At 72.0% G+C, this 24099-nt stretch carries 25 protein-coding genes, 1 tRNA gene and 1 riboswitch; of the genes, 7 read left to right on the top strand and 19 right to left on the bottom strand.

Annotation, left to right across the window (positions count from 1 at the left end):
* Window positions 1–10: 10 nt before the first annotated feature.
* Entirely contained in the window at window positions 11–1273 is a 1263-nt protein-coding gene (locus ACIHAA_RS06415) for a DUF445 domain-containing protein (RefSeq protein ID WP_399813840.1), read from the bottom strand.
* 552 nt (window positions 1274–1825) lie between these two features.
* Here ACIHAA_RS06415 and ACIHAA_RS06410 point away from each other — a divergent pair.
* Window positions 1826–3148: an SGNH/GDSL hydrolase family protein gene (locus tag ACIHAA_RS06410; RefSeq protein ID WP_399813839.1), complete on the top strand. Its 1323-nt coding sequence runs from the start codon at window positions 1826–1828 to the stop codon at window positions 3146–3148.
* 27 nt (window positions 3149–3175) lie between these two features.
* On the opposite strand, the gene ACIHAA_RS06405 is transcribed toward ACIHAA_RS06410, so the two are convergent.
* The 4 genes from ACIHAA_RS06405 to ACIHAA_RS06390 all read right to left on the bottom strand — a co-directional run bounded on the left by ACIHAA_RS06405 (window position 3176) and on the right by ACIHAA_RS06390 (window position 7186).
* Complete coding sequence (locus ACIHAA_RS06405) at window positions 3176–4150, bottom strand: DUF1707 domain-containing protein (protein ID WP_399813838.1); 975 nt, start codon at window positions 4148–4150, stop codon at window positions 3176–3178.
* 33 nt (window positions 4151–4183) lie between these two features.
* Complete coding sequence (locus tag ACIHAA_RS06400) at window positions 4184–5152, bottom strand: ATP-binding cassette domain-containing protein (RefSeq protein ID WP_399814506.1); 969 nt, start codon at window positions 5150–5152, stop codon at window positions 4184–4186.
* A 182-nt stretch (window positions 5153–5334) separates the two neighbouring features.
* Window positions 5335–6201, bottom strand: coding sequence for an ABC transporter permease (locus ACIHAA_RS06395; protein WP_399814504.1), 867 nt, complete (start codon window positions 6199–6201; stop codon window positions 5335–5337).
* Window positions 6202–6385: 184 nt separating this feature from the next.
* Window positions 6386–7186, bottom strand: coding sequence for an ABC transporter permease (locus ACIHAA_RS06390; RefSeq protein WP_399813836.1), 801 nt, complete (start codon window positions 7184–7186; stop codon window positions 6386–6388).
* A gap of 202 nt (window positions 7187–7388) precedes the next feature.
* On the opposite strand from ACIHAA_RS06390, the gene ACIHAA_RS06385 reads away from it, so the two are divergent.
* The gene (locus tag ACIHAA_RS06385; protein WP_399813834.1) at window positions 7389–9851 is read left to right on the top strand and encodes a transglycosylase domain-containing protein; all 2463 of its coding nucleotides are present in this window, start codon (window positions 7389–7391) and stop codon (window positions 9849–9851) included.
* Between the two features lie 41 nt (window positions 9852–9892).
* Here the strand turns inward: ACIHAA_RS06385 and ACIHAA_RS06380 are convergent, their stop codons facing one another.
* The 3 genes from ACIHAA_RS06380 to ACIHAA_RS06370 form a co-directional block, all read right to left on the bottom strand.
* Window positions 9893–10213 (bottom strand): DMT family transporter, encoded by a 321-nt coding sequence (locus ACIHAA_RS06380; protein WP_399813833.1) that lies wholly within the window; start codon window positions 10211–10213, stop codon window positions 9893–9895.
* A gap of 43 nt (window positions 10214–10256) precedes the next feature.
* Window positions 10257–10316, bottom strand: a riboswitch (guanidine-III (ykkC-III) riboswitch).
* 85 nt (window positions 10317–10401) lie between these two features.
* Window positions 10402–10743, bottom strand: a complete 342-nt coding sequence (locus tag ACIHAA_RS06375) for a GroES family chaperonin (protein ID WP_399813831.1) — start codon at window positions 10741–10743, stop codon at window positions 10402–10404.
* A 43-nt stretch (window positions 10744–10786) separates the two neighbouring features.
* On the bottom strand, window positions 10787–11125 hold the full coding sequence (locus ACIHAA_RS06370) for a DUF3618 domain-containing protein (RefSeq protein WP_399813829.1): 339 nt from the start codon (window positions 11123–11125) through the stop codon (window positions 10787–10789).
* 166 nt (window positions 11126–11291) lie between these two features.
* Here ACIHAA_RS06370 and bcp point away from each other — a divergent pair, with 166 nt between their 5' ends.
* The 3 genes from bcp to ACIHAA_RS06355 all read left to right on the top strand — a co-directional run bounded on the left by bcp (window position 11292) and on the right by ACIHAA_RS06355 (window position 13063).
* The gene (gene bcp, locus ACIHAA_RS06365) at window positions 11292–11759 is read left to right on the top strand and encodes a thioredoxin-dependent thiol peroxidase (RefSeq protein WP_399813827.1); all 468 of its coding nucleotides are present in this window, start codon (window positions 11292–11294) and stop codon (window positions 11757–11759) included.
* A 157-nt stretch (window positions 11760–11916) separates the two neighbouring features.
* Entirely contained in the window at window positions 11917–12936 is a 1020-nt protein-coding gene (locus tag ACIHAA_RS06360; RefSeq protein WP_399814503.1) for an HNH endonuclease, read from the top strand.
* Between the two features lie 42 nt (window positions 12937–12978).
* Window positions 12979–13063: transfer RNA gene (locus ACIHAA_RS06355), tRNA-Leu, on the top strand.
* A 64-nt stretch (window positions 13064–13127) separates the two neighbouring features.
* On the opposite strand, the gene rdgB is transcribed toward ACIHAA_RS06355, so the two are convergent.
* The 4 genes from rdgB to ACIHAA_RS06335 all read right to left on the bottom strand — a co-directional run bounded on the left by rdgB (window position 13128) and on the right by ACIHAA_RS06335 (window position 15583).
* Entirely contained in the window at window positions 13128–13730 is a 603-nt protein-coding gene (rdgB, locus tag ACIHAA_RS06350; protein WP_399813826.1) for an RdgB/HAM1 family non-canonical purine NTP pyrophosphatase, read from the bottom strand.
* Window positions 13731–13948: 218 nt separating this feature from the next.
* Window positions 13949–14350: a hypothetical protein gene (locus ACIHAA_RS06345; RefSeq protein WP_399813825.1), complete on the bottom strand. Its 402-nt coding sequence runs from the start codon at window positions 14348–14350 to the stop codon at window positions 13949–13951.
* A gap of 171 nt (window positions 14351–14521) precedes the next feature.
* Entirely contained in the window at window positions 14522–15253 is a 732-nt protein-coding gene (gene rph, locus ACIHAA_RS06340) for a ribonuclease PH (RefSeq protein WP_399813823.1), read from the bottom strand.
* A gap of 96 nt (window positions 15254–15349) precedes the next feature.
* A complete protein-coding gene (locus ACIHAA_RS06335) occupies window positions 15350–15583 on the bottom strand; it encodes a glucose PTS transporter subunit EIIB (protein ID WP_399813822.1) in 234 nt (77 codons plus the stop codon).
* Window positions 15584–15981: 398 nt separating this feature from the next.
* On the opposite strand from ACIHAA_RS06335, the gene ACIHAA_RS06330 reads away from it, so the two are divergent.
* Window positions 15982–17193, top strand: coding sequence for a PTS transporter subunit EIIC (locus tag ACIHAA_RS06330; protein ID WP_399814501.1), 1212 nt, complete (start codon window positions 15982–15984; stop codon window positions 17191–17193).
* Window positions 17194–17286: 93 nt separating this feature from the next.
* Here ACIHAA_RS06330 and ACIHAA_RS06325 read toward each other — a convergent pair whose 3' ends face one another.
* Complete coding sequence (locus ACIHAA_RS06325) at window positions 17287–18039, bottom strand: MBL fold metallo-hydrolase (RefSeq protein WP_399813820.1); 753 nt, start codon at window positions 18037–18039, stop codon at window positions 17287–17289.
* 246 nt (window positions 18040–18285) lie between these two features.
* Between ACIHAA_RS06325 and ACIHAA_RS06320 the strand changes: the two genes are divergently transcribed.
* The gene (locus ACIHAA_RS06320) at window positions 18286–18726 is read left to right on the top strand and encodes a type II toxin-antitoxin system PemK/MazF family toxin (protein WP_399813819.1); all 441 of its coding nucleotides are present in this window, start codon (window positions 18286–18288) and stop codon (window positions 18724–18726) included.
* A gap of 24 nt (window positions 18727–18750) precedes the next feature.
* Here the strand turns inward: ACIHAA_RS06320 and ACIHAA_RS06315 are convergent, their stop codons facing one another.
* From ACIHAA_RS06315 to ACIHAA_RS06290, 6 genes are all read right to left on the bottom strand, one after another.
* On the bottom strand, window positions 18751–19302 hold the full coding sequence (locus ACIHAA_RS06315; protein ID WP_399813817.1) for a hypothetical protein: 552 nt from the start codon (window positions 19300–19302) through the stop codon (window positions 18751–18753).
* Window positions 19303–19518: 216 nt separating this feature from the next.
* Complete coding sequence (locus ACIHAA_RS06310; RefSeq protein ID WP_399813815.1) at window positions 19519–21597, bottom strand: putative Ig domain-containing protein; 2079 nt, start codon at window positions 21595–21597, stop codon at window positions 19519–19521.
* Window positions 21598–22011: 414 nt separating this feature from the next.
* Window positions 22012–22962, bottom strand: a complete 951-nt coding sequence (locus ACIHAA_RS06305; protein ID WP_399813814.1) for a PLP-dependent cysteine synthase family protein — start codon at window positions 22960–22962, stop codon at window positions 22012–22014.
* Window positions 22963–22977: 15 nt separating this feature from the next.
* Window positions 22978–23301: a MoaD/ThiS family protein gene (locus ACIHAA_RS06300; protein WP_399813812.1), complete on the bottom strand. Its 324-nt coding sequence runs from the start codon at window positions 23299–23301 to the stop codon at window positions 22978–22980.
* A gap of 154 nt (window positions 23302–23455) precedes the next feature.
* Window positions 23456–23551 carry a putative leader peptide gene (locus tag ACIHAA_RS06295; protein WP_399813811.1) on the bottom strand — a complete coding sequence of 32 codons (96 nt, stop codon included), beginning with the start codon at window positions 23549–23551 and terminating at the stop codon, window positions 23456–23458.
* 79 nt (window positions 23552–23630) lie between these two features.
* Entirely contained in the window at window positions 23631–24053 is a 423-nt protein-coding gene (locus ACIHAA_RS06290) for a Mov34/MPN/PAD-1 family protein (protein WP_399813810.1), read from the bottom strand.
* Window positions 24054–24099 lie beyond the last annotated feature (46 nt).

Here is a 24099-nt window from a genome sequence, read left to right as displayed (position 1 = left end):
CGGGCGGTGCTCACGCGCCGAGCAGCCGGGACAGCGTGTAGATCAGCAGTCCCGCGAGCGAGCCGACCACCGTGCCGTTGATCCGGATGAACTGGAGGTCCCGGCCGATGTGCGCCTCGATCTTCCGGGTGGTGTGCCGGGCGTCCCAGCCCGCGACCGTGTCCGTGATCAGTGAGGTGATCTCCGTGCGGTACGACGTCACGACATGCACCGCCGCGCCCTCCACCCAGCGGTCCACCTTGGCCTGGGTCTTCGGGTCGTTCGCCATCCGGGCGCCCAGCGACAGCAGCGAGGCCCGCACCCGTACCCGCAGCTCGCTCCGCTCGTCCTGCGCGGCGGAGACGATCATGGATCGTACGGCGGTCCAGGCCGAGGCGATCAGGTCCTGGACCTCACCGCGGCCCAGCACCTCGCCCTTGAGCCGCTCCACCCGGGCGCGGGTGTCGGTGTCGGACTGGAGGTCGGAGGCGAAGTCGGCGAGGAAGCGGTCGAGGGCGCCGCGCGCCGGGTGCGTGGGCGAGTCCCGCGTCTCGGTGACGAAGCGCAGCAGCTCCTTGTAGACGCGCTCGCCGACCTTCTTGTCGACGAACCGGGGGGTCCAGCCGGGGGCGCCGCCCTGCACGGCGGCCATGACCTGGTCGTCGTGGAGCACCAGCCAGTCGTGGGCGCGTACGCAGACGAGGTCGACGATCCGCCGGTGGCCGCCGTCCGCGACCACCCGCTCCAGCATCTTGCCGAGGCCGGGCGCTATCTCCTGGGCGTCGGCGCGCCGGGTGATCGCCTCACCCACCACCGCCTGGACGTCGGAGTCGCGCAGCACGGTCAGGGCTCCGCGCAGCGCCGTGGCCAGCTCGGCGGTCACCCGGTCGGCGTTCTCCGGCCGGGCGAGCCAGGCACCCAGGCGGCTGCTGATGCCGACCGCGCGCAGCCGCTGCCGTACGACCTCCTGCGAGAGGAAGTTCTCGCCGACGAACTCGCCCAGCGAGACGCCGAGCTGGTCCTTCTTGTTCGGGATGATCGCCGTGTGCGGGATGGGCAGGCCGAGCGGGTGCCGGAAGAGCGCGGTGACCGCGAACCAGTCGGCGAGCGCGCCGACCATACCGGCCTCGGCGGCGGCCGCCACATATCCGGCCCAGGGGCCCGCGCCCGAGTGCCGGGCCCAGGTGGCGAGGACGTACACCAGGGCGACGAGGAGCAGCAGACCGGTCGCCGTGCTCTTCATCCGGCGCACGCCGCGCCGCTTCTCCTCGTCGGCGGGGCTGAAGGAGTTCATCGCCCGGCTGGGGACACCGGGGCCGGGCGGAACACCGGTCCCGGACGGCACGCCGGTCCCGGGCGCGACACCGGTCCGGGGCGGGGCGCCCCTTCCGGCTTCGGCAGGTGCCGGGCGCCCCGGGTTCGCCCCGGTCCCGGCAGGCTGCCCGGAGCCCGTGGGCCGTCCGGCACCGGCACCGGCACCGGCACCGGCAGCCGATCCTGCACCGGCAGCCGGTCCGGCGCCCGTGGGCCGGCCAGCACCCGCCGTCCGTCCGGTGCCCGCGGCACCGTCGGTTGCCGGTTCATCCGGTTGTGTGCGTTCCATCCGCTCCACCCGATCGTGTCCTCCGTAGCCCATTGTCCCTTCCTGACCTACTCCTGGAACGGAGAGGGAGTTCCCGGTACCTCCCCGCGCGGTGAGGTCTCCGGGGCTTTTCAGGGTCTTGTCAGGGTTCCTCTAGGGGCCCCTTCCGCTTCTTCCCGCCGTATGGCGCATCATGAAGCGATCACCTGCCGAGCTGAACCGCCGAGCCCCCGTGCTCCCGTCGTCCGAGGAGAACCACGCTGCATGACCAGGCGCCACGGTTATGCCCTGCTGTCCGCGATCATCACCGTGATCGTGGCCCTGTCCGCCGCCATCTACTTCGGCGTCGCAGCCGATGACGGCGGCGACCACGGGGCCCGTCGCCCCGGCGCGCCGGGCTCCGCCGCCCCCGCCTCGGGGGGCACCTGGGTGGGCACCTGGTCGGCCTCGCCCTCCGGCGCCGAACCCGGCACCGCGGCGAAGGGGACGGCAGGACGGTCCGTACGCAATGTCGTGCACACCGATGTCGGCGGTACGAGTGCCCGTATCACGCTGTCCAATCTCTACGGGCACCGTCCGCTGGCCATCACACACGCCTCGGTCGCCGTCGCCTCGGCGAACGGCCCGGCCGCCGCACCCGGCACCATGCGGCGGGTGACCTTCGGCGGCGCCCCCTCGGTCGTGGTGCCCGCCGGACAGCAGGTGGTCAGCGACGCCGTCCGCACGGCGGTCCCGCACGACTCCGACCTGCTCGTCACCACGTACTCCCCCACCTCCTCGGGCCCGGTGACCTTCCACCGCCACGCCCGCCAGATCTCCTACGCCGCGCGCGGCGACCGCACGGAGGACCCGAGCGGCACCGCGTACACCGAGCGGACCCCGTCCTGGCGCTATCTGACCGCGCTCGATGTGTTCAGTAACGAGGCGGCCGGGACCGTGGTCGCCCTCGGCGACTCGATCACCGACGGCGTCACCTCCACCATCGGCGCGAACCACCGCTGGACGGACGTCCTCGCCGAGCGGCTGCGCCGGGCGGCGGGCTCCGGCGGCGTGCCGCGGTACAGCGTGGTCAACCAGGGGATCAACGGAAACCGGGTACTGCCCGACGGCAGCCTTGGCCTGCCCGTCGAGAATCCGAGCGGCCTCAGCCGCCTCGACCGCGATGTGCTGGGCCGTACGAACGTCCGGGCCGTCATCGTCGACCTCGGCGTCAACGACATCCTGCGCACCCCCGGCCGGGCCGACCCCGACCGGATCACGGCGGGCCTGCGCACCCTCGTCAGCCGGGCGCACGCCCGCGGGCTGAAGGTGGTCGGGGCCACGCTGATGCCCTTCGAGGGCCACCGCGGCTACCGGCCCGACCGCGAGAAGGTACGGCAGGCCGTCAACGCGCAGATCCGTTCGGGCACGGTGTACGACGCGGTCGTGGACTTCGACGCGGCGCTGCGCGACCCGTACGACCCGCGACGGCTGCGCGCCGACTACGACTCCGGCGACCATCTCCACCCCGGTGACCGGGGCTTCGCCAGGATGGCGGAGGTCTTCGACCTGGCCTCGCTGAAGGGCGCGGCGCCCGCCCGGCTGTGAGCACGGCGGCCGTGCGCCGGGCAGCGGTCAGTGCTCCCGGTGGCGCCGCCGGTCCCGCTCCTCGCGGCGGGCGTCCCGGCGCTCCCGCTGCAACTCCCGGCGCTCCTCGTGCCGTTCGCGGTGCAGTTCCCGGAGTTCCTCGTGCCGGTCGCGGAGTTCCTCGCGCTGCTCGCGGAACAGATCGCGGTGGTTGACCAGGGCGTCGCGGGCGTCGAGCAGGCTCTCCAGGCCGCCCAGGCCCTGCCGGGAGCCGGAGCCGTCCAGTTCCCTGCGGGCGGCCTTGCGGTCCAGCTTCTCCTGGCGCCGCTCCTCCTTCAGCCGCTGCCGGTCGGCCCGGGTCAGTTTGCGCTCCACGCCGACGCCGCCCCAGAAGGCGAAGCCGCTGATGACCACCCGCGGTGCGCCGGGGTCCCCCGGCGCGCCCTCCTCGCGGTGGTCGAAGCCGCCCATGATCCCGATGCCGCGCACCACGACCTCGACGCCGGGCGGCACGATCACATTCATCCCGCCCATGATCGCCACGCAGTTGATCTGCACCTCGCGGTCCGCGAAGTTCGCCTCGCGCAGGTCGATCTCGCCGCCGCCCCAGAAGGCGAAGCAGTTGAACCGCTTGGGCATCGTCCAGCGGCCCTTGCGCTGGAAGCCGGACATGACGGCGACGGCCCACGAGGACGAGCCCTCGCCGCCGACGACCCGGTCCCGCCAGCCCTCGGCGACGACCGGCTCCTTGACCAGGGACACCGGCGGGGCCCCGGCGCCCGCGGCGGGCAGGTCCCGGGTGATCGGCGCCAGTTCGCCGTAGGTGCGCGCCTGATAGGTCGCCTCCAGCCGCTCCTCGAACTCCTCCATGTCGAGGCGGCCCTCGGCGAGCGCGTCCCGGAGGACCTCGGCGACCCGTTCACGGTCGGCGTCGGAGGCACGGAGATCCAGTGCGGGGGAGCCGGAGTCCCGCGGCGTCAGCCGCTGCTCGTCACGTCCCCCGGAAGACACAGCGTCGGTCATGGCTCTCAGCCTACGAGTTCCGGGGGCGCCGGACTACGCCGAAGCCCGGCCCGCGTACATCCGTGAGATCACCGCCTCGATGTCCGGCTCCCGCACCGACAGGTCCACCAGGGGGTATTCCGCCGCGATCCGCGCCACCAGCGGGGCCGCCGACCGGGACGCCGGGAAGGCGAGCCACTGCCGGGGCCCCTCGACACGCACCACCCGCGCGGGCGGCGCCTCGATCGGCGGCAGCTCGCGCTCCAGGTCGACCACCAGGGTGCGTTCGCCGCCGCCGGCCTCGTGCAGAGCGGCCGGGGAGCCGTCGTACACCAGCCGCCCGTGGTCGATGACCATCACCCGGGAGCACAACTGCTCGATGTCCTGGAGGTCGTGCGTGGTCAGCAGCACCGTCGTGCCGCGTCCGGCGTTCAGCTCCCGCAGGAACGCGCGGACCTTGGCCTTGGAGACCACGTCGAGGCCGATGGTCGGTTCGTCGAGGTAGAGCACCTCGGGGTCGTGCAGCAGCGCCGCCGCGATGTCGCCGCGCATCCGCTGCCCCAGCGACAGCTGCCGTACCGGCCTGTCCAACAGGTCGCCCAGTTCCAGCAGTTCGACCAGGCGGTCCAGGTTCTCCCGGTACCGCCCGTCCGGGATGCGGTACATCCGGTGCATCAGCCGGTACGAGTCGATCAGCGGCAGGTCCCACCACAGCGTCGTCCGCTGCCCGAACACCACCCCGATGCGCCGGGCGAGCCGGACCCGTTCCCGGGAGGGGTCGATACCGGCGACCCGCAGCCGCCCTCCGCTCGGGGTGAGGATCCCGGTCAGCATCTTGACGGTGGTGGACTTCCCGGCCCCGTTGGGCCCGATGTAGCCGACCATCTCACCGCGCGCCACGGAGAAGGACAGCCCGTCGACGGCCCGCACCTGCCGCCGCTCGCTCCGCAGGAAACCGGTCCGTCGGCGCACGGAGAAGACCTTCTCCACCCGGTCCAGTTCGATGAAGCCGCCCTCCGCCACGGAGTCTCCCTCCGTCACGGAGTCTCCCTCCGTCACGGAGTCCCCCTCCGCAACGGAGTCCCCCTCCGCAACGAAATCCCTGTCCGCCGCGGAGTTCCTGTCCGCCGCGGGGTCCCCGCCTGCCATGAAATCTCCGTCCGCCCTCGCTCCGGCCATGTCACCCGCTCCTTCCTCGCCGTCCCTCAACTCCCCGTGCTCCGGTACGACCGCAGCCCCGCGCGCCACGCCAGCCCCGCCGCCGCACAGCAGCCCGCGGCCACCAGCGGCGGGGCGAAGGCGAGCCAGGACGGCAGGTCCAGCGGATAGGGCCGCCCGAGGACGTAGAGCGCGGGCAGCCAGTCGACGAAGGCGAGCGGCAGGACGAAGGTCACCCCGCGCACCAGTTCCTTCGCGAAGACGGTCGGCGGGTACTGGAGCAGTGTCTGGCCGCCGTAGGTGAAGGAGTTCTGCACCTCGGAGGCGTCCTGGGCGACGAACTGGAAGGCCGCGCCCGCCACGAACACCGCGCCGAAGATCAGACCGCCGCTGAGCAGCGTCAACGGGATCAGCGCCGCCTTCAGCGGGGTCCACGCGATGTCGAGCGCGGACAGCGCGTACCCGAGGACGGCTGCCCCCTGGGCGACCCGGCCGAGCCTGCGCAGCGCGAAGCGGTCCGCGGCGACCTGCGCCAGGACCGGCGCGGGCCGCACCAGCAGGGTGTCCAGCGTGCCGTCGCGCACCCGCCGCCCCAGCCGCTCCATGGAGCCGAGCGCCAGGTCCGCGAGCCCGAACGCGGTCGCCGCCAGGCCGTAGAGGAAGGCGACCTCGGGCAGCCGGTACCCGCCGAGGGTGTCGACCCGGGAGAACATCAGCAGGATCGTCACGAAGTCCAGCACGGTCGCCAGGAAGCTGCCGAGCGTGGTCATCGCGAAGGAGGCGCGGTAGGCCATGGTGGAGCGGATCCACATCGCGGCGATCAGCCGGTAGGCGCGCAGCCCTTCGCGCACCCGGCGCACCCGGCGCACCCAGCTCGCCCGGCGCACCCAGCACGCCCGGTGCACCCCGCGCACCCGACCCACCAGGCGCCCCCCGGCCCGGCCACGGGCCCCCGCGCGGGCCCCCTCGCCGCTCTCCTCAACGATCCCCGCGCGACTCTCCTCACCGCTCCCCTTGCCGACCCCCTCGTACGCCTCCCCGTAGCGCTCCCCGTACGCCTCCCCGTAGCGCTCTCCATACCGCTCCCCGTACGCCTCGTCAGCCACCCTGCACCACCACCCGGCGCGTCGCCGCGGTCTGGAGGAGTCGGCCGGCCGTCAGCAGGACCGCGGCCCAGGCGAGCTGGCGGGCGAAGACGGCCCACGGGTCTGCCGTGCCCAGCAGCACATCCGCGGGCGCCTGGATCAACGACGCCCAGGGCAGGGCGCGTACGACCTCGCCGAGACCACCCGGGAAGACGTTCAGCGGCAGCAGCATCCCCGAGCAGAAGGTGGCCGTGATCCACGAGATCTGCGCCACGCCCGCCCCGTCCATCAGCCAGAACGCGCCGAGCGCCACCAGGAAGCGGATCGCGAAGCTGACCACCGTGCCCAGCACGACCGCGACCAGGAAGGCCGCCCAGACCAGCGGGCGCCCGGGCAGGGCGAGCGGGAAGACGAAGGCGCCGACGGCCAGCGGGAGCACGCCCCGCGCCAGCAGGTGGAAGAGGGCCCTGCCCAGATCCACGGCCAGCCACCACAGCTGGAGATCGGCGGGCCGGTGGAGATCGATCGCGATGTCGCCGGTACGGATGCGCTCGGCCAGCTCCTCCTCGAAACCGCCGCCCATCGCCGCGACGGTCATCAGCAGCGCCTGCCCGACCCATACGTACGTCAACGCCTGCGCGCTGTCGTACCCCCCGAGATGGGGACGTTCGTGCCACAGGGCCAGGTAAGGGTATGCCAAGATCAATCCGAAGACTGTGTTGGTGAACACCCCCGCCGCGGTCGCGGTCCGGTAGGTCGCGTACCGCCGGAAACCACCGGCGGCGACAGTGGCGTACAACCGCCCTGCCCCCACGGAGCACCTCCTTCGACGCGTGCCGGAGCGAAGCGCAGGAGCCTAGCGCGCGGGCGAAGTGGCGTACCACACGTTTTTCCGTGACGGCGGTCCCCGAGTGCCGGGAACGGAACCACCGGTGCGACAGTCTTCATCAGGGGGCGCACATGGCGTATGAGGGCGTACGGGAACGTACGACGCGAAACGGGAGTCCGGCAGCACAATGAGCGACGAGCCGCAGCCGCAGCAGAGCAGCAAGGGCGGGGCGTCCACGACACCGCCACGACCCGCGGTACCGGGCCAGCAGTCCGCGCTGCCGGGCCCGCAGGCGGGCCCGGGCGGGAAGGCGCAGCGGACCCGCCGCACGGGATGGCGTCGGCTGATCCCCTCCTGGCGGCTGGTGCTCGGCACCTGCGTCATCGGGATCCTGCTGCTGACCGGCCTGTTCGCCCTGGGCTACTCCATGGTCAAGATCCCGCCGGCCAATGCGCTGGCGACCAAGCAGAGCAATGTCTACCTCTACGCCGATGGCACCGAGATCGCCCGCGACGGACAGGTCAACCGCGAGAACGTCGGGCTCGGCCAGATCTCCAAGGACGCCCAGCACTCCGTACTGGCCGCCGAGGACCGCGACTTCTACACCGAGGACGCCGTCGACCCCGCGGCCATGATCCGCGCCGGGTGGAACACCGCCACCGGCAAGGGCAAGCAGTCCGGCTCCACGATCACCCAGCAGTACGTCAAGAACTACTACCTGGGCCAGGAGCAGACCGTCACCCGCAAGGTGAAGGAGTTCTTCATCTCGATCAAGCTCGACCGGGAGAAGACCAAGGACGACATCCTGGAGGGCTACCTCAACACCAGCTTCTTCGGCCGCAACGCCTACGGCATCCAGGCCGCCGCCCACGCCTACTACGGCGTCGACGCCAAGGACCTCGACCCGGCCAAGGGCGCCTACCTCGCCGCGCTGCTCAACGCGCCCAGCGAGTTCGACGTCGTCGCGCACCCAGAGAACAAGGGCGCGGCCGAGGCCCGTTGGAACTACGTCCTCGACGGCATGGTCAAGAAGGGCTGGCTCAGCGCCTCCCAGCGCGCCGGGATGAAGTTCCCGATGCCCAAGGAGGCCACCGCCTCCACCGGCCTGTCCGGCCAGCGCGGCTACCTGGTCGACGCGATCAAGGACTACCTCTTCGAGAACAAGGTCGTCGACGCCGACGAACTCGCCGCCGGTGGGTACCGCATCACCACCACGCTCCAGAAGAGCAAGCAGGACGCCTTCGTGGACGCGGTGAACGAGCAGCTGATGGCCAAGCTGGACCCGAAGAACCGCAAGGTCGACTCGTATGTCCGCGCGGGCGGAGCCTCCGTCGACCCCCGCACCGGCAAGGTCGTCGCGATGTACGGCGGCATCGACTACGTGAAGCAGTACACCAACAACGCCACCCGCGGCGACTTCCAGGTCGGCTCCACCTTCAAGCCCTTCGTGTTCACCTCCGCGGTGGAGAACGGCTCCCGCACCCAGGACGGCCGCACCATCACGGCCAACGCGGTCTACGACGGCACCGACAAGCGTCCCGTCCAGGGCTGGCCCGGCGGCAGCTACGCCCCCGAGAACGAGGACGGCCACTCCTACGGCAACATCACCGTGCGCGAGGCCACCGACAAGTCGGTCAACTCGGTGTACGCCCAGATGGCCGTGGACGTCGGCCCCTCGAAGGTCAAGCAGACCGCGGTCGACCTCGGCATCCCCGCCACCACCAAGGACCTCAACCCCTACCCGTCCATCGCCCTCGGCACGTCCACCGCCAGCGTCCTGGACATGGCCGAGGCCTACGCGACCCTCGCCAACCACGGCCGGCACGGCACCTACACGCTGATCGACAAGGTCACCAAGGACGGCCAGGAGGTGGCCGGGCTGCCCGAGCGGAAGACCGTCCAGGCCGTCAGCCGCGAGGCCGCCGACACCACGACCGCCGTCCTCCAGAGCGTCGTCCAGAACGGCACCGCGACCAGCGCGCTCGCCGCGGGCCGCCCCGCCGCGGGCAAGACCGGCACCGCGGAGGAGGACACGGCGGCCTGGTTCGCGGGCTTCACGCCCGACCTCTCCACGGTCATCTCCGTGATGGGACAGGACCCCGTCACGGCCGCCCACAAGCCGCTGTACGGCGCGATGGGCCTCGACCGCATCAACGGCGGCGGCGCGCCCGCCCAGATCTGGGCGCAGTTCACGAAGAAGGCGCTGCGGGGCAAGCCGGTCCAGGACTTCGACCTCCAGGCCCAGGCGGGCTCGGACGAGACCCTGGCCCCCTCCACGGGCCCCACGGACCAGCAGTCGGGCACCCCCGGCACCCCGGACGACGGCGGCACGACCGGCGGCGGCACCGAGGGCCAGGACCAGGGCCAGACCCAGGGGCAGACCACCGGCGGCAGCACCGGCACCGGCAGCCCGACCGGGCCCGGCGGCACCGCGGGGACCGACGGCACCACGGACAACGGCGGTGCCACCGGCGCGGGCGGGGCCACGGACAACGGCGGCGCCACCGGGGCCGGGGGCACGACCGGCGCGGGCGGCACCGCGGGCGCGGGCGGCACCCCCGGCGACGGAGGCACCACCGGAGCGGGCGGCGCCACCGGCGACGGCGGGGCGACCGGGCCGGGCGGCCCGGCGGGAGGCGTGGGCTTCTGAGCCCCCGGTGAGCGGGGCGGGGTGAGCGGGGGCGGCCGGGCTCAGTGGCCCGAGGTCGCCTTCAGCCCCACCACCGCCACCAGCAGCAGTCCGACGAAGAAGATCCGGGCGGGGGTCGCGGGCTCACCGAGCACGGTCATGCCCAGCACCGCCGCCCCGGCCGCGCCGATGCCCACCCAGACGCCGTAGGCCGTACCGATGGGCAGGGACCTCGCGGCGTACGAGAGCAGCAGCATGCTGGCGACGATGCCCGCGCCGGTGGCCAGGCTCGGCCAGAGGCGGGTGAAACCGTCGGTGGACTTCATGCCGACCGACCAGCCGACCTCCAGCAGACCGGCGAGGACGAGCAGGACCCAGGCCATGGGGCACCTCCGTGTTCGGTGATCGCGTTCGTGATCAACAGGGGGTGCGTCGTCTTTGCGGTCCCGGTACGGCGCGTCTCGTCGGGGCCCTGGCGGGCCCGTCCAACGTAGCAAAGGCACGGCAAAAGAGGCTGGTGACGATGGTCACCAGCCCCTCTTGACTCCTGTCGTCCGCCGCGCGCCCAGGCCTACAGATAGAGCCCGGTGGAGTCCTCCGACCCCTCGAAGCGGTCGGCGGCCACGGCGTGCAGATCGCGTTCCCGCATCAGGACGTACGCGGTTCCGCGCACCTCGACCTCGGCCCGGTCCTCCGGGTCGAACAGCACCCGGTCGCCCGGCTCGACGGTCCGCACGTTCTGCCCGACCGCGACGACCTCGGCCCAGGCGAGACGCCGTCCGACGGCCGCCGTCGCGGGGATCAGGATGCCGCCGCCGGAACGGCGCTCGCCCTCGGCGGCGTCCTGCCGCACCAGCACACGGTCGTGCAGCATCCGGATGGGCAACTTGTCGTGCTGGGTCTTCTCGCTCACGCCCCGAACCTACCTGTCTCCGACGGCCTGACGCGCGGCCGGGTCAGCGCTTGCGCCGCCGGGAACCGACGGCGAACAGGCCCACGACCCCCACCACCACGAGGGCGACGGGCACGATGCGCTCCAGGCGAGGCGTCCCGTCCTCGGCGACCAGTCGGCCCTTCACCTCGCCGACGACCCGGTTGGCGCCGACGTAGGCCCGGCCGAGGGTGTGGTCGACATGGGAGACGACCTTGGCCTTCGCGTCCCCGACGATCGTCTTCGGGTGCACCCGGACGCCGATCTCGTCGAGCGTCTCGGCCAGCGTTTCGCGGCGGCGCTTGATGTCCGCCTCGATCTGCGCCGGAGTCCTGGTGTCCGGTGTGCTCGACGTGTCCGCCACCGCGCATCCTCCGTGGTCGTTTGCGACGTGTTCCGCGCAATTCCTGCATCTGTGGTCGACAGTCTGTCAGCTCCGCGCCGAACGCACCCATCGGCACCCCTCCGGAGCGGTCCCGCGGCGGATTAGGCTCGTCGGGTAACCACCCCCAGCCCGTGAGGTAACGACGATGAGCGAGCGACTTCAGCCCGGAGACACCGCCCCCGCCTTCACCCTGCCGGACGCCGACGGCAACGAGGTCTCCCTGTCCGACCACAAGGGCCGCAAGGTCATCGTGTACTTCTACCCCGCGGCGCTCACCCCGGGCTGCACCAAGCAGGCCTGCGACTTCACCGACAACCTCCAGCTGCTGGCGGGCGCCGGCTACGACGTCATCGGCGTCTCGCCCGACAAGCCGGAGAAGCTGGCGAAGTTCCGCGAGAAGGAGGACCTGAAGGTCACCCTGCTCGCCGACCCGGACAAGAAGGTACTGGAGGCCTACGGCGCCTTCGGCGAGAAGAAGCTGTACGGCAAGACCGTCGTCGGCGTCATCCGCTCCACGGTGATCGTGGACGAGGAGGGCAGGGTGGAGCGCGCCCTGTACAACGTGAAGGCGACGGGGCACGTAGCCAAGATCATCAAGGACCTGTCCATCTGAACCCCGGCTCCCCCCCTCAGCGGCCCGCCCCGGACCCCCTCCGGCGCGGGCCGCCGCCGTCGACCCCTGGGCCACCGCTGCCCGGGCGTGACTGTCGGATCGGCGGTTCGTTGGTTCGTACGAGAGGGCGAACGTACGACCGGGAGGCGGGGGCGTGATGACGCGCGGCGGCTACGAACGGGACAACCTGGCGGAGGCCGTGGCCCAGTCCCGCACCTGGAACGATCTGATGCGCCGGCTGGGCCTCCGGGTGAGCGGCGGACAGCGACGCGTCCTTCAGCAGCGGGTCGAAGCCCACGGGATCGACACCGGCCATTTCACCCGGTCCAGCCCCTGGCGCAGATACCCGGACGACGCGATCGCCACGGCCGCCGCCTCCTCCACGACCCTGCGCGAGGTCGCCCTGGAACTCGGCGCCACGCCCGCCACCGGCACCCTCGCGCACATCCGGCGCCGTATCGCGGCGGCGGGCATCGACATCGGCCACTTCCCCGGCATCGACCGCCCGCACCCGGACCTCCCCTTCACCGAGGACGAACTGCGCGGTGCGGCCGCGTCCGCCCGGAGCGTGCGGGGGGCGGCAGAGATCCTCGGGGTGCCCGACGACGGCCGGTCGCGGGCGGCGCTGGGACGGATGTTCCGGGAGCGGGACATCGACACCTCCCACTTCCGCCACGCCCGCACCGCGATCCCCGAGGACGCGCTGCGCACCGCCGTGGCAGGGGCCACGAGCTACGCCGACACCATGCGCGCGCTCGGCCTGGAGGTGAACGACACCAACCACAGACGGGTACGCCGGGCCGCTGCCCAACTCGGCCTGGACAGGAGCCATTTCGTGCGGCGCTCCTGGGCCGCCGAGAAGCCGGACCGCCGCCCGCCCGCTGCGGAACGGGTCCTGGTGATCCTTCCCGTCGGCTCGGCACGCCCCAACCGCGCCCGGCTGCACGGCGCCCTCCGCGAAGCGGGTGTCCCCTACCGGTGCACCACGTGCGGCAACCACGGCGAGTGGCTGGGACGGCCCATCACGCTCCAGATCGACCACATCAACGGCGACTGGCTGGACAACCGCATCGAGAACCTGAGGTATCTGTGCCCGAACTGCCATGCGCTGACGGCAACATGGTGCCGCCGGAAACACGGTCCCACCGCAGCGCCCGCGGGCTCCCCCGTACACTGAACGACACGAAGCGGCACCGGAAGGCCGAATGTCCGTTTTGTTGCGGTCGTGGCGAAATAGGCTATACGCGCGGGTTTTAGGTGCCCGTGGGAGAAATCCCGTGTGGGTTCGAGTCCCACCGACCGCACAGAGACACGATCAAGGCCCGGTCCCAGGCGCGGACCGGGCCTTTCGGGTTCTGCGGCGGGGTGCTAGCCCAGCAACTCCCGCACCACCGGCACCAGGGCCCGGAAGGCCTTGCCGCGGTGGCTGATGGTGTTCTTCTCGGCGGGGGTCAGTTCCGCGCAGGTGCGGGTCTCGCCCTCGGGCTGGAGGATCGGGTCGTAGCCGAAGCCGTTGGTGCCGGAGGGGGTGTACCGGAGGGTGCCCCTGAGCTGTCCCTCGACCACGCGCTCGGTGCCGTCCGGGAGGGCCAGGGCGGCGGCGCAGGCGAAGTGGGCGCCCCGGTGGGGGGTGTCGATGTCGCCGAGCTGGGCCAGGAGCAGCGTCAGGTTGGCCTGGTCGTCGCCGTGGCGGCCCGCCCAGCGGGCCGAGAAGATGCCGGGGGCGCCGCCCAGGACGTCCACGCAGAGGCCGGAGTCGTCGGCGACGGCCGGGAGTCCGGTGGCCTGGGCGAGGGCGTGGGCCTTGAGCAGGGCGTTCTCGGCGAAGGTGACGCCGGTTTCCTTGACGTCGGGGATCTCGGGGTAGGCGTCCGCGCCGACGAGGTCGTGCGGGAGGCCCGCGTCGGCGAGGATCGCCCTGAGTTCGGTGATCTTTCCGGCGTTGCGGGTGGCGAGGATCAGGCGGGTCATGGGGTCCAGTATCCGTGCGGGGGCGGGGCCCGTTCGACGCGCCCCGTGCGAAGCCCCTGGGACTCCGGCCGCGCGTGCGTACGGGGAACACGTCCATGCACTGCCGTCGGCTCTCGACCGCCATTCTGGCCGCGCGTGCCCCCGCGCCCCGCGCAGCAGCCCCCGCGCATGCGTCCCGAGCCCCGCCCACCCCCGGTCCGGGTGGCGCCGGGAGCCGGTCAGTTCGAGGTGCAGACCTTGGTCAGTTCGCCTGCGGCGTCCGTGACCGGGCCGAGGTCGGGGGTGGTGTCGCCGTTGTGGACGGCGGTGCGGACGTGGGCGACGGCCTTGCGGACGTCGTCGACGGCCTTGTTGACGTCGACGTCGTCGGTCTTGTCGCCGATCTTGTCGAGGTCCTTCTCGATGGAGTCCAGGGAGGCGTCGGCCCGGCCCGGGTCGCCCGCCGCGTTCTCGGCGGCCTGCTGGAGGTCGGTGACGTTGTCGGCTATCGCGTCGGCGGTCTGTACGCAGTCGATCGCCTTGTCGACGGCGTCGCAGCCGGTGCTGGCGCCGACGGCGGCGAGCACGGCGGCAGTGACGAGCGCGGTGGTGATGCGGCGGCGGTGGTGGCGCGCGGCCATGGAACGGTCCTCCCCGTTGGCGGTGCCGCGACTGTCCCGCGGGGCGCCGGCCGGTCCGGCGCCTTTGCACGCCTGGCCGGGCGTACGGGGTGTGGGCGGGGCGGCCGGGGTTGTTTCCGGCCCGCCCCGCCGCACAGTTGTGCGGCTACCCCTGAAAACGCCTGGGGGGTACTACTGGGTTGCCTCCAGGGCCGCGCGCTGGATCGCGGTGAGCCGGCCACAGCCCGCGGCGGCGAGGTCGAGGAGGGTGTTGAGTTCCGTGCGGTCGAAGGGAGTTGCCTCGGCGGTGCCCTGGACCTCGACGAAGCGGCCGTCGCCGGTGCAGACGACGTTCATGTCGGTGTCGGCGCGGACGTCCTCCTCGTAGCAGAGGTCGAGGAGGGGCACACCGCCGACGATGCCGACGGAGACGGCGGCGACGGTGCCGGTCAGCGGCTGCCGTCCGGCCTTGACGAGCTTCTTGCGCTGGGCGAGGGCCACGGCGTCGGCGAGGGCGACATAGGCGCCGGTGATCGCGGCGGTGCGGGTGCCGCCGTCCGCCTGGAGGACGTCGCAGTCGAGGACGATGGTGTTCTCGCCGAGCGCCTTGTAGTCGACGACGGCGCGCAGGGAGCGGCCGATGAGGCGGCTGATCTCGTGCGTACGACCGCCGATCCTGCCCTTGACGGACTCGCGGTCGCCGCGGGTGTTGGTGGAGCGGGGCAGCATGGCGTATTCGGCGGTGACCCAGCCCTCGCCGCTGCCCTTGCGCCAGCGGGGCACGCCCTCGGTGAGGGAGGCGGTGCAGAGGACCTTCGTGTCACCGAAGGAGACGAGGACGGAGCCCTCGGCGTGCTTGCTCCAGCCGCGTTCGATGGTGACGGGGCGGAGCTGGTCGGGGGTTCGGCCGTCGATGCGAGACATGGGGCCGAGCCTATCCGTAGCCGCGGAAGGGGCCCCTCCCGCGGTGGAAAGGGGCCCCTTCCGGGTGAGTGCCGGACCCGTCGGGGTCCCGGCGGCTCACATCATGTCTTCGATCTCCGCGGCGATCGGGTCGGCGTCGGTGCCGATGACGACCTGGATGGCGGTGCCCATCTTGACGACGCCGTGGGCGCCCGCGGCCTTGAGTGCGGCCTCGTCGACCAGCGAGGGGTCGTTGACTTCGGTGCGGAGGCGGGTGATGCAGCCTTCGACCTCTTCGATGTTGTCGATGCCGCCGAGCCCGGCAACGATCTTCTCAGCCTTGCTGGCCATGTCTTCTCTCCCTGATCCGAACCGCTGTGTCGCGGTACCCCATAGTCGGCCCTCCCGCGCGAGCGGCGTCGCGCCGACACCCGGGGAGGGTTTCCCGGCGGTGTGACCGTCCCGGAGAGCTGGTCTACACCACCTGGGGATCAAGAACAAAACAGTGTGTCCTATTTCTCCCCCTATGGGCATTGCTCCCCGTATGCCGGGCGCTGGAGAATTCACGGGTTCCTTATGGAGCATTCACCGTGCTACAACAGGTCTACACCACTAGGTGGTGTAGACCACGGAGACGCCGCCGTCCCCCCTTCCCCTGTCCCCCGGCGGCGCCCTGCCCACTGGAGGAAGCTGTGTCCACGGTCAGCGCCGCCCCCGCGGCCGACAACAAGAAGAAGGGCGCCGGCGCGATGGCTGTGATGCAGCGCATCGGCCGCAGCCTGATGCTGCCGGTGGCCGTTCTGCCCGCCGCTGCCCTCCTGGTGCGTCTGGGCAACGCCGACATGCTCGGACGCCCCTCCTTCCCGGCCTTCCTGACGAAGATCGCGAGCTTCATGGCCGCGGGTGGCAACGCCATCCTCGACAACATGCCGCTGCTGTTCGCGGTGGGCATCGCGATCGGCTTCGCGAAGAAGTCGGACGGCTCGACGGCCCTCGCGGCGGTCGTGGGCTACCTGGTCTTCAAGAACGTGCTCGGCACGTTCACCGACAAGAACGTGCCGAAGGTGGCCGCGCTCGTCGACGGCAAGGCCGTCCTGGTGGACGGTCCGGCCGACGCCAAGGTGCTCGGCGGTGTGGTGATGGGCATCACCGTCGCCCTGCTCTACCAGCGCTTCTACCGCACCAGGCTGCCCGACTGGGCGGGCTTCTTCGGCGGCCGCCGACTGGTCCCGATCCTGTCGGCCCTCGCGGGCCTGGTCCTCGGCGTGGTCTTCGGCTACATCTGGCCCGTCCTCGGCTCCGGTCTGCACAACTTCGGTGAGTGGCTGGTCGGTTCGGGTGCCGTCGGCGCGGGTATCTTCGGTGTCGCCAACCGTGCGCTGATCCCGATCGGCATGCACCACCTGCTGAACTCCTTCCCCTGGTTCCAGGCGGGCGACTACCACGGCAAGAGCGGTGACATCGCGCGCTTCCTCGCCGGTGACCCCACCGCGGGCCAGTTCATGACCGGCTTCTTCCCGATCATGATGTTCGGCCTCCCGGCCGCCTGCCTCGCCATCGTGCACTGCGCCCGCCCGGAGCGCCGCAAGGTGGTCGGCGGCATGATGCTCTCGCTGGCGCTGACGTCCTTCGTCACCGGTGTCACCGAGCCCATCGAGTTCACCTTCATGTTCATCGCGCCGGTGCTCTACGCGATCCACGCGGTCCTCACCGGTGTCTCGCTGGCGCTGACCTGGGCGCTGGGCATGCGGGACGGCTTCGGCTTCTCGGCCGGTGCCATCGACTTCGGGCTCAACCTGGGCATCGCGAGCAACCCGTGGGGCCTGGCCCTGGTGGGGCTGTGCTTCGGCGCCGTCTACTACGCCGTCTTCCGCTTCGCGATCACCAAGTTCAACCTGCCCACCCCGGGCCGCGAGTCCGACGAGGAGCTGGCGGAACTCCAGAAGGCCGAGGCCAAGTAGGCGTCGGCCCAGCGCAAGGGGCCCCGGAGCCGATCGGCTCCGGGGCCCCTTGCGCGTTCCACGGCCGTACGGCGGGACGCTGGATCTCGGACGTCAGATCTCGTACGTCACCCGGGGCGCCGCCAGCTCCACCGGCCCGGAGTAGACGGCACGGGCGTCCGCCAGGTTGATCTGCGGGTCGGTCCACGGCGGGATGTGGGTGAGGACCAGGCGGCGGGCACCGGCCCGGGCGGCGGTCTCCCCGGCCTGGCGGCCGTTGAGATGGAGGTCCGGGATGTCCTCCTTGCCGTGGGTGAAGGCGGCCTCGCACAGGAAGAGCCCGGTGTCGCGGGCCAGGGCGTCCAGGGCCTCGCTGACGCCGGTGTCGCCGGAGTAGGTGAGCGAGGCGCCGCCGTGCTCGACCCGGATCGCGTACGCCTCCACGGGGTGGCGCACCCGTTCCGTGTGGACGATGAAGGGGCCGATCTCGAAGGTGCCCGGCTTGACCGTGTGGAAGTCGAAGACCTCGCTCATCGAGGAGGCCGAGGGGGTGTCGGCGTAGGCGGTGGTCAGGCGCTGTTCGGTGCCCTCCGGCCCGTAGACCGGGATCGGGTCCGCGCGGCCGCCGTCGTGGCGGTAGTAGCGCGCGACGAAGTAGCCGAGCATGTCGATGCAGTGGTCGGCGTGCAGATGGCTGAGGAAGATCGCGTCGAGGTCGTAGAGACCGCAGTGGCGCTGCAGCTCGCCAAGGGCGCCGTTGCCCATGTCGAGGAGCAGCCGGAAGCCGTCGGCCTCGACGAGGTAGCTCGAGCAGGCCGATTCCGCGGACGGGAACGACCCCGAGCAGCCGACGACGGTGAGCTTCATGAGAGCTGGAACCTCCGCGTGGCAGAAAGGTGCAGAAGGCAGGGACGGAACGTAACGGGGGTCGTGCGGTCCGTCGAGCGTAAGGCGCGAAAGCCCGGGTCGCTCCTCCGCCAGGGGCCGTTGTGGGGGAACTCACCTGCGGTGTCACCGGTTCGGCTGGAACGGGGGCGCATGTGGCTGAAGGGAGGGCGCGCGGGTCTTACGAAGGGCGGGCGGCCCGATGTGTGCGCCGGTACCGTCGTCCGTATGGACACGTCCTGGTGGCTCGCGCTGGCGGCGGTGGTGCTGCTCGCGCTGGTCGCGGCGCTGGTGGACGGGTGGGGGCGCGGGGGACGCCGCCGTCGTGCGGCCGCGCGCCCGGCGGGGCGTGCGCGGGCGCATCCGCGTCCGGCCGAGATCTGGTGGGCTCAGGTGCCCTGCCAGGGCCGGGGCGCCGGACGGGAGCGGCCGTGTCTGGTGCTGGCGGTGCACGGGGACAGCGCGACGGTCGCGGAGATCACCAGCAGGTTCCACGACGAGCGCGCGGGCGTGATCCCGTTGCCGCCGGGCACGGTGGCCGACGCCCGGGGGCGGCCGAGTTTCCTGGAGACGGACGAGCTGCGGGACGTTCCGCTGTGGGACTTCCGGCGGCGAGTGGGTGTGGTGGATCCCGCGCTGTGGGACCAGGTGCGCTACCTGGCGGGGTGAGGCCGCGGGGCGGGGCGGGCGGTTTCACTGCTTGGTCACCGTGACCGTGACGGTCCACTGCTGGACGCCGAGGCAGGAGGTCTGGCCGGGCCGCTTGGCGCACAGGGGGCGGGTCGCGGTGAGCCGGGTGGTGCCGGGCGCGACCGCCTCGAAGGCGGCGAGGGTGTCGCCGGGCCGGGCCCCGATCCCGGCGTTGACGGCCTTGAGGGCGCGGCCCGCGGCGGTGACGGGGCTCCAGGGGCGGTCCGTGCTGCCGTCCAGGGTGAGGCGGAGGCGGCCGCCCGTGGTCAGGCAGACCGACTGGCCGGTGTCGGGGGCGGCGAGCTGGACCTCGGGCGCGCAGCCCCGGCCGCTCACCGTGGCGGAGGACGCGCCCGGCGCCGGGGAGGATCCCGAGGCGGAGGCGGAGGGCGGCGCGGAGGGGGAGGCCGACGGCGGGCCCGAGGGGGTGGCCGTCGGGTGCGGGGAGTTCCCGGTGCCCGCCGGTCCCCCGCCGCCGCAGCCCGCGAGGAGCAGTGCGGCCGCCGCGGCGGCGAGGGTGGTGGTGAGGGTCCCGCGAGGGGTCGTACGGCGCATGGGGCGGCCGCCTTTCCTTGAAGCCTGTGCCCGGTGATGTGGCCCTTGCGCTGCTGTGACGTATGTCCGGCGCTTCAGGATCCCTGTGTCCTGCCGGGTACCGGGATCCTGTTCCCAGCCCACCAGCACCGCCGTGCCGCCGCCACCGGGCCGGAACGCCACGGGGCCCCGGCCGGAAACCCGGCCGGGGCCCTGCGCACCGGAGTGCTCGGTGGATCAGCTGGTCGTCAGCGCGGTGTCGTCGACGACGAAGCTGGTCTGGAGGGAGGAGTCCTCGACCCCGCTGAACTTCAGCGTGACCGTGGAGCCCGCCAGCGAGGACAGGTCGAAGGACTTCTGGGCGTAGCCGGAGGCGGCGTTGGCGTTGGAGTACGTCGCCAGGGTCTTGCCACCCGCGGTCACGGTGAGCTTGTCGTACGCGCTGCTGCCGCTCTCCTTGGTGTCGATGTGCAGGTAGAAGGAGAGGGTGGCCTTGCAGCCGGACGGGACGGTCACCGACTGGGACAGGGTGTCGGTGTGGCTGGAGCCGTAGCCGTCGAGCCAGGCCTTGTAGGAGCCGCTGTGCGCCGCCTCACCGCTGTCGTTGGTGATCACGCCGCTGCTCGCGGTCCAGACGGTGTTGCCCGACTCGAAGCCCGCGTTGCCGAGGAGCTGGGAGGAGGTGCAGCCGCCGCCACCGCCGCCGGAGCCGACGGTCCAGGTGAAGGCGGTCGAGCCGGAGGCGCCGGTGGAGTCCGTCGCGGTGACCGAGACCTGGTAGGTGCCCGCGGTGGACGCCGTGCCCGAGATCAGGCCGGTGGAGCTGTTGATCGACAGGCCGGTGGGCAGGCCCGAGGCGCTGTAGGTCAGGGCCGCGCCCGCGCTGTCGGAGGCCGAGATCTGGAGGCTGGCCGAACCGCCGGTGGTGGTGGTCTGGTTGCCCGGGTTGTTGACGGTCACGGTGTTGCCGCCGGTGCTGCCGCCCGCGGTGAAGGCGGCGGTGCCGTTGGGGGTGCCCCAGCCGGTCGGGCCGTCGTAGCCGGCGCGGGCGGTGCAGAAGTACGAGGTGGTGCAGCTGCCGTTGTTGCCGCTGGTCACGTCGTTCAGGTTGCTGGTGTGGGAGTAGGGGTACTGCGCCGGGTAGTCACCCGAGCCCGGGGTGCCCGCAAGGGCGTAGACACCGGCGATGAGCGGGGACGAGGCGCTGGTGCCGCCGTAGACGTTCCAGCCGGAGCCGCCGTAGGTGTCGTAGACCGCGACACCGGTGGCCGGGTCGGCGACGGCGGAGACGTCGGCCTCCATGCGCTTGGCGCAGCCGGTGTCGGTCTGCCAGCTGGGCTTGGGGTCGTAGGCGGAGCAGCCGGAGCCGGTGCCCTCGCTGGAGCTGGTGTGCCAGACGGACTCGCTCCAGCCGCGGGAGTTGGAGGCGGTGCTGAGCGCGGTGCCGCCGACGGCCGTCACGTACTGGGAGGTCGCCGGGAACTCGGCGCCGTAGTCCTCGTCGCCCGCGGAGACGGTGATCGCCACGCCCGGGTGCTTGAAGTACTGGGTGTCCTCGCTGGTCTGGGTGGAGGACTCGCTGCCGCCCCAGCTGTTGGAGACGAACTTGGCGCCGAGGGCGACGGCCTCGTTCTCGGCGATGCCGAGGTCGGTGTCGTTGGCCGAGTTGGCCTCGACGAGGATGATGTTGCAGTTGGGGCAGGCCGCGCTGACCATGTCGATGTCGAGCGCTTCCTCACCGGCCCAGCCGCTGTCGTTCGTCGGCAGCGAGGTGGTGGAGCCGGTCTGGCTGACCTGCTTGAAGCAGCCGTTGGCCTTGGTGCACGCGGACAGGCCGAACTGCGAGCGGTAGGTGGCCAGGTCCGATTCGGCGTTGGGGTCGTTGTACGCGTCGACCAGCGCGACCGTCTGGCCGGAGCCGCCGGTCGAGGGGAGGGCGTAGGCGCTGTGCAGGTTGGCCGGGCTCAGGCCGGAGGGCGCGGCGGCCGCGGCGGTGGCGAGCTGCTTGATGTCGGTGCGCCGCTGGGCGAAGCAGGAGGCGTGTCCGGGGGCCGGGGCGGCGCACAGGTGCTGGGTGGGCACCTTCTGGCCGGCCTTGCCGGTGGTGCGCACGGTCTGCGCCGTGGGGTTGGTGAGCGCCTTGGCGTTCTGGGTGGCGCGGCCGGAGGCGGTGGTGAGCGCGGTGACGGACGCGCTGTGGGCCCCGGCGGCCGGTGCCGCCATGAAACCGGCGACGGTGAGGGCGAGAGCAGGGACGGCGGCGGTGAGGAGTCTTCGAAGGCTCCGACGCCGCTTGCTCGGGCGTGACTCACGCATGGGGGTGTGCCTCTCTCGGTTTGAGGCCGGCGCCGCACGGGGCCTGGGTGGGGCCTTGCGCGGAGCCTCAGCCGGAAGTGGGGGTTCGCGAGCTGGTGCCGGTCCATGACGCGCGTAGCGGCGGTGGGACGCGTGATCATGGGCATGACACTTTGAACACCGTGAACACTCTGCGACGCCCAATGAGCGAGACATGACAGGGTGCGCCGCAGAACCTAGCCCGGGCCGCGACTACTGGGCAGTACCCGAAGAACATCTTTGCCGCGCCATAAGCAGCGCTTAGCCCCGCCATAACAGGGGGTTGGCGCAATGATGAGAAGGCCGGGAGGCGGCCCAGGGCCTGCGCACAGGGGGCTCACAGAGGAGTTCCGCCCGTGCGCGAGGACCCGGGGCCGGGGCACCGGGACGGCCGCTCTACGCCCAGAGCTGGCCGTGGAGCGTCTCGATGGCCTCTTCGGTGGTGGCCGCCGTGTAGACGCCGGTCGACAGGTACTTCCAGCCGCCGTCGGCCACGACGAAGACGATGTCGGCGCTCTCGCCCGCCTTGACGGCCTTCTTCCCCACGCCGATCGCGGCGTGCAGGGCCGCCCCGGTGGAGACGCCCGCGAAGATGCCCTCCTGCTGGAGCAGCTCACGGGTGCGGGTCACCGCGTCCGCGGAGCCGACCGAGAAGCGGGTGGTCAGCACGGAGGCGTCGTACAGCTCGGGGACGAAGCCCTCGTCCAGATTGCGCAGCCCGTACACCAGGTCGTCGTAGCGGGGCTCCGCGGCGACGATCTTCACCTCGGGCTTGTGCTCGCGCAGATAGCGGCCGACGCCCATCAGCGTGCCCGTGGTGCCGAGCCCGGCCACGAAGTGGGTGACGGAGGGCAGGTCGGCGAGGATCTCGGGGCCGGTCGTCGCATAGTGCGCGCCCGCGTTGTCCGGGTTGCCGTACTGGTAGAGCATCACCCAGTCCGGGTGCTCGGCGGCCAGCTCCTTGGCGACCCGCACCGCGGTGTTGGAACCGCCCGCGGCCGGACTGGAGACGATCTCGGCACCCCACATGCGCAGCAGGTCCCGGCGCTCCTGGGAGGTGTTCTCGGGCATCACGCACACGATGCGGTAGCCCTTGAGCCTGGCCGCCATGGCCAGGGAGATGCCGGTGTTGCCCGAGGTGGGCTCCAGGATCGTGCACCCGGGAGTGAGCCGGCCGTCCTTCTCCGCCTGCTCGATCATGTGCAGCGCGGGCCGGTCCTTGACCGAGCCGGTGGGATTGCGGTCCTCCAGCTTGGCCCAGATCCGGACCTCGGGGGACGGCGACAGCCGCGGCAGGCGCACCAGGGGGGTGTTGCCCACCGCGGCGAGCGGGGAGTCGTAGCGCATGGGGATCAGCGGCCGTCAGGCCGCGACCGCCCGGCGCCCGGCCGGACGCGCACCGGCCGCGGCCGAGCCTCCGGCGACCGCGGGGAGGATCGTCACGGTGTCGCCGTCGGCGAGCTTGGTGCCGATGCCGTCGAGGAAGCGGACGTCCTCGTCGTTGAGGTAGACGTTCACAAAGCGGCGCAGCTCCGCGGCCTCGTCGACGATCCGGGCGCGGATGCCCGAGTGGCGGGTGTCGAGGTCGGCGAACAGCTCGGCGAGGGTCTCCCCGTTGCCCTCGACGGCCTTCTGGCCGTCGGTGTACTGGCGGAGGATGGTGGGGATGCGGACCTCGATGGCCATGGCGTTGGGCTCCTGTCGGGAGAGTTGAGGTCGGTGGCCGCGCGGTGGCGCGGGAGAGCGGGGCTGCGCCGGGTGCGGCTCCCCGCGCCGGTGGTGTGCGCGGGGCGGACGGTGCCCCTCGCGGCTCACGGCCGTGCGGCGGGGCAGGGGGGCGTCAACAGATGGCGCTGTTCAGCCTGCACAGGTCGACGTGCAGCCGCACCACGAGCAGCATGCCCGGCGCCTTCTTGCTCACGTCGTCGAAAACCATGGGGTCATCGTATCGATTCCCGTCCCGGCGCCCGGAGTGTCATCTCGCATGATGGATGGATTCCGCCCGGATCGCGGGATCAGTAGCTCTCCACCACGGTGACCTCCTCTTCCGTCACCACTCCCTCGACGATCCGGAACGAGCGGAACTGGAAGGGTCCCGCGCCGTCCGCGTCGGCGGTGGAGACCAGGACGTAGTGGGCGCCGGGTTCGTTGGCGTAGCCGATGTCCGTGCGGGAGGGGTAGGCCTCGGTCGCGGTGTGGGAGTGGTAGATGACCACCGGCTCCTCGTCGCGGTCGTCCATCTCCCGGTACAGCTTCAGCAGATCGCCGGAGTCGAACTCGTAGAAGGTGGGCGAGCGGGCCGCGTTCAGCATGGGGATGAAGCGCTCGGGGCGGTCGGAGCCCGCCGGGCCCGCGACCACACCGCACGCCTCGTCGGGATGGTCCTGGCGGGCGTGGTCGACGATCAGGTCGTGCAGGGCCCGGGTGATGGTCAGCATGACGGTCAGGATAAGCAGACCGCCCGCGGGGCCCGGCCGGGATCCG

It is taken from the genome of Streptomyces sp. NPDC052040 (assembly GCF_044548405.1).
GTDB lineage: Bacteria > Actinomycetota > Actinomycetes > Streptomycetales > Streptomycetaceae > Streptomyces.
This window is presented reverse-complemented; position numbering and strand designations above follow the sequence as displayed.

What these genes read in the sequence shown, in the direction of transcription:
- ACIHAA_RS06295 (WP_399813811.1), bottom strand. Translation starts at nt 23,551, where the DNA reads ATGGTTTTCGACGACGTGAGCAAGAAGGCGCCGGGCATGCTGCTCGTG.
- ACIHAA_RS06305 (WP_399813814.1), bottom strand. Translation starts at nt 22,962, where the DNA reads ATGCGCTACGACTCCCCGCTCGCCGCGGTGGGCAACACCCCCCTGGTG.
- ACIHAA_RS06405 (WP_399813838.1), bottom strand. Translation starts at nt 4,150, where the DNA reads ATGACCGACGCTGTGTCTTCCGGGGGACGTGACGAGCAGCGGCTGACG.
- rph (WP_399813823.1), bottom strand. Translation starts at nt 15,253, where the DNA reads ATGTCTCGCATCGACGGCCGAACCCCCGACCAGCTCCGCCCCGTCACC.
- ACIHAA_RS06415 (WP_399813840.1), bottom strand. Translation starts at nt 1,273, where the DNA reads ATGAACTCCTTCAGCCCCGCCGACGAGGAGAAGCGGCGCGGCGTGCGC.
- ACIHAA_RS06335 (WP_399813822.1), bottom strand. Translation starts at nt 15,583, where the DNA reads ATGGCCAGCAAGGCTGAGAAGATCGTTGCCGGGCTCGGCGGCATCGAC.
- ACIHAA_RS06325 (WP_399813820.1), bottom strand. Translation starts at nt 18,039, where the DNA reads ATGAAGCTCACCGTCGTCGGCTGCTCGGGGTCGTTCCCGTCCGCGGAA.
- ACIHAA_RS06380 (WP_399813833.1), bottom strand. Translation starts at nt 10,213, where the DNA reads ATGGCCTGGGTCCTGCTCGTCCTCGCCGGTCTGCTGGAGGTCGGCTGG.
- ACIHAA_RS06315 (WP_399813817.1), bottom strand. Translation starts at nt 19,302, where the DNA reads ATGCGCCGTACGACCCCTCGCGGGACCCTCACCACCACCCTCGCCGCC.
- ACIHAA_RS06410 (WP_399813839.1), top strand. Translation starts at nt 1,826, where the DNA reads ATGACCAGGCGCCACGGTTATGCCCTGCTGTCCGCGATCATCACCGTG.
- ACIHAA_RS06320 (WP_399813819.1), top strand. Translation starts at nt 18,286, where the DNA reads ATGGACACGTCCTGGTGGCTCGCGCTGGCGGCGGTGGTGCTGCTCGCG.
- ACIHAA_RS06290 (WP_399813810.1), bottom strand. Translation starts at nt 24,053, where the DNA reads ATGCTGACCATCACCCGGGCCCTGCACGACCTGATCGTCGACCACGCC.
- ACIHAA_RS06385 (WP_399813834.1), top strand. Translation starts at nt 7,389, where the DNA reads ATGAGCGACGAGCCGCAGCCGCAGCAGAGCAGCAAGGGCGGGGCGTCC.
- rdgB (WP_399813826.1), bottom strand. Translation starts at nt 13,730, where the DNA reads ATGACCCGCCTGATCCTCGCCACCCGCAACGCCGGAAAGATCACCGAA.
- ACIHAA_RS06300 (WP_399813812.1), bottom strand. Translation starts at nt 23,301, where the DNA reads ATGGCCATCGAGGTCCGCATCCCCACCATCCTCCGCCAGTACACCGAC.
- bcp (WP_399813827.1), top strand. Translation starts at nt 11,292, where the DNA reads ATGAGCGAGCGACTTCAGCCCGGAGACACCGCCCCCGCCTTCACCCTG.
- ACIHAA_RS06330 (WP_399814501.1), top strand. Translation starts at nt 15,982, where the DNA reads ATGGCTGTGATGCAGCGCATCGGCCGCAGCCTGATGCTGCCGGTGGCC.
- ACIHAA_RS06345 (WP_399813825.1), bottom strand. Translation starts at nt 14,350, where the DNA reads ATGGCCGCGCGCCACCACCGCCGCCGCATCACCACCGCGCTCGTCACT.
- ACIHAA_RS06310 (WP_399813815.1), bottom strand. Translation starts at nt 21,597, where the DNA reads ATGCGTGAGTCACGCCCGAGCAAGCGGCGTCGGAGCCTTCGAAGACTC.
- ACIHAA_RS06360 (WP_399814503.1), top strand. Translation starts at nt 11,917, where the DNA reads ATGACGCGCGGCGGCTACGAACGGGACAACCTGGCGGAGGCCGTGGCC.